Source organism: Kineococcus sp. GCM10028916 (assembly GCF_042674865.1).
Lineage (GTDB): Bacteria > Actinomycetota > Actinomycetes > Actinomycetales > Kineococcaceae > Kineococcus.
The window spans coordinates 1-3,236 of record NZ_JBHTFM010000025.1 but is presented as its reverse complement, the minus strand read 5'-3'; the positions used below and the strand labels follow the sequence as shown (position 1 = coordinate 3,236).

1 rRNA gene is annotated in these 3,236 nt (G+C 57.0%); it reads right to left on the bottom strand.

The window, feature by feature from the left end:
- Positions 1–99 precede the first annotated feature (99 nt).
- Positions 100–3,236: ribosomal RNA gene (locus ACFQ46_RS24240) — 23S ribosomal RNA — on the bottom strand; the annotation flags it as partial.

Below are 3,236 nucleotides of genomic sequence, written 5' to 3'. Positions count from 1 at the left end.
GCAGTGAAATCGTTAGTTGGATTGTTATCACACTCACCATGACCCACCCAACCCACCACCATCAACCCAAAGAGTCAACACGGCGGCAGCTGGTGCGTGGTAGACAAGTGATCGGCTTATTAGTACCGGTCAGCTCCACAGCTCTCTCGTCGCTGCTTCCACACCCGGCCTATCAACCCCGTGATCTACAGGGAGCCTCCCACCCCTTTAACAGGGCACGGAAACCTCATCTCGAAGCAGGCTTCCCGCTTAGATGCCTTCAGCGGTTATCCCTTCCGAACGTAGCCAACCAGCCATGCTCCTGGCGGAACAACTGGCACACCAGAGGTTCGTCCGTCCCGGTCCTCTCGTACTAGGGACAGCCCTTCTCAAGTTTCCAACGCGCGCAGCGGATAGGGACCGAACTGTCTCACGACGTTCTAAACCCAGCTCGCGTACCGCTTTAATGGGCGAACAGCCCAACCCTTGGGACCTACTCCAGCCCCAGGATGCGACGAGCCGACATCGAGGTGCCAAACCATGCCGTCGATATGGACTCTTGGGCAAGATCAGCCTGTTATCCCCGGGGTACCTTTTATCCGTTGAGCGACCGCGATTCCACACTCCACGGCCGGATCACTAGTCCCGACTTTCGTCCCTGCTCGACCTGTCGGTCTCACAGTCAAGCTCCCTTGTGCACTTACACTCAACACCTGATTGCCAACCAGGCTGAGGGAACCTTTGGGCGCCTCCGTTACTCTTTAGGAGGCAACCGCCCCAGTTAAACTACCCATCAGGCACTGTCCCTGATCCGGATCACGGACCGAAGTTAGACATCCAGAACGACCAGAGTGGTATTTCAACGATGACTCCACCATCACTAGCGTGACCGCTTCACAGTCTCCCACCTATCCTACACAAGCCGTCCCGAACACCAATACCAAACTATAGTGAAGGTCCCGGGGTCTTTCCGTCCTGCTGCGCGTAACGAGCATCTTTACTCGTAGTGCAATTTCGCCGAGTTCGCGGTTGAGACAGCGGGGAAGTCGTTACGCCATTCGTGCAGGTCGGAACTTACCCGACAAGGAATTTCGCTACCTTAGGATGGTTATAGTTACCACCGCCGTTTACTGGCGCTTAAGTTCTCAGCGTCCCCACTTGCGTGGGTAACCGGTCCCCTTAACGTTCCAGCACCGGGCAGGCGTCAGTCCGTATACATCGTCTTGCGACTTCGCACGGACCTGTGTTTTTAGTAAACAGTCGCTTCCCCCTGGTCTCTGCGGCCCTCAAACGCTAGCCCGCAAGGAGCTTCACGTCTCAGGCCCCCCTTCTCCCGAAGTTACGGGGGCATTTTGCCGAGTTCCTTAACCACGATTCACTCGAACGCCTCGGTATTCTCTACCTGACCACCTGAGTCGGTTTAGGGTACGGGCGGCTCGAACCTCGCGCCGAGGCTTTTCTAGGCAGCATGGGATCACCCTACTTCCCCCCGAAAGGGTCACCATCAGGTCTCAGACACGACATTGAAGTCAGAAGTGCGGATTTACCAACACCTCGCCCTACACCCTTGGACGTGGACAACCATCGCCACGCGGAAGCTACCCTCCTGCGTCACCCCTGTTAATACGCTTGACTACTACCGGATCGGATCACACGCTCCACCAACCACCACCCGAAGGCAGTGACGGCTTAGGGTGCTTAGCATCCCCGGCCTCACCATGGACGGTTCTACGCCGGTACGGGAATATCAACCCGTTGTCCATCGACTACGCCTGTCGGCCTCGCCTTAGGTCCCGACTTACCCAGGGCGGATGAACCTAGCCCTGGAACCCTTGGTCAATCGGCGGACGGGTTTCTCACCCGTCATTCGCTACTCATGCCTGCATTCTCACTCGCGTGCAGTCCACAACCCATCACCAGGCTGCTTCACCCCACACACGACGCTCCCCTACCCATCCACACACCTGCCCACAACCACCACCCACCACCACAAGGACAGCAGACCTGATTGAGAGAGATTAATATGTGAATGCCACAGCTTCGGCGGTGTACTTGAGCCCCGCTACATTGTCGGCGCGGAATCACTTGACCAGTGAGCTATTACGCACTCTTTCAAGGGTGGCTGCTTCTAAGCCAACCTCCTGGTTGTCTGCGCAACTCCACATCCTTTCCCACTTAGCACACGCTTAGGGGCCTTAGCTGATGATCTGGGCTGTTTCCCTCTCGACTACGAAGCTTATCCCCCGCAGTCTCACTGCCACGCTCTCACTTACCGGCATTCGGAGTTTGGCTGACGTCAGTAACCCGGTGGGGCCCATTAGCCATCCAGTAGCTCTACCTCCGGCAAGAAACACGTGACGCTGCACCTAAATGCATTTCGGGGAGAACCAGCTATCACGGAGTTTGATTGGCCTTTCACCCCTACCCACAGCTCATCCCCCAGGTTTTCAACCCTGGTGGGTTCGGTCCTCCACGCGGTCTTACCCGCGCTTCAACCTGGCCATGGGTAGATCACTCCGCTTCGGGTCTAGAGCACGCGACTATAGGACGCCCTATTCGGACTCGCTTTCGCTACGGCTACCCCACACGGGTTAACCTCGCCACGCACCACTAACTCGCAGGCTCATTCTTCAAAAGGCACGCCGTCACAGGTACAAGCCTGCTCCGACGGATTGTAGGCACACGGTTTCAGGTACTATTTCACTCCCCTCCCGGGGTGCTTTTCACCATTCCCTCACGGTACTTGTCCGCTATCGGTCATCAGGAAGTATTTAGGCTTACCAGGTGGTCCTGGCAGATTCACACGAGATTCCACGAGCCCCGTGCTACTCGGGACATGCTCCCAAGGAGGCCGCAATGTTTCGCCTACGGGGGTCTCACCCACTACGCCGGACCATCCCAGGCCCTTCGGCTACACCACGACTTTCTCACTCCCCGACCAGGTGGTAGCCCAGTCCAGAACACTCCCACAACCCCAACCCCGCAACCCCTACCAGGTATCACACGGAACTGGTTTAGCCTCATCCGCTTTCGCTCGCCACTACTCACGGAATCACTATTTGTTTTCTCTTCCTGTGGGTACTGAGATGTTTCACTTCCCCACGTTCCCTCCACACACCCTATACATTCAGGTGCGGGTGACCGCCCATGACGACGGCCGGGTTTCCCCATTCGGACACCCTCGGATCAACATTCGGTTGCCAACTCCCCGAGGCTTATCGCAGGCTCCCACGTCCTTCATCGGCTCCTGATGCCAA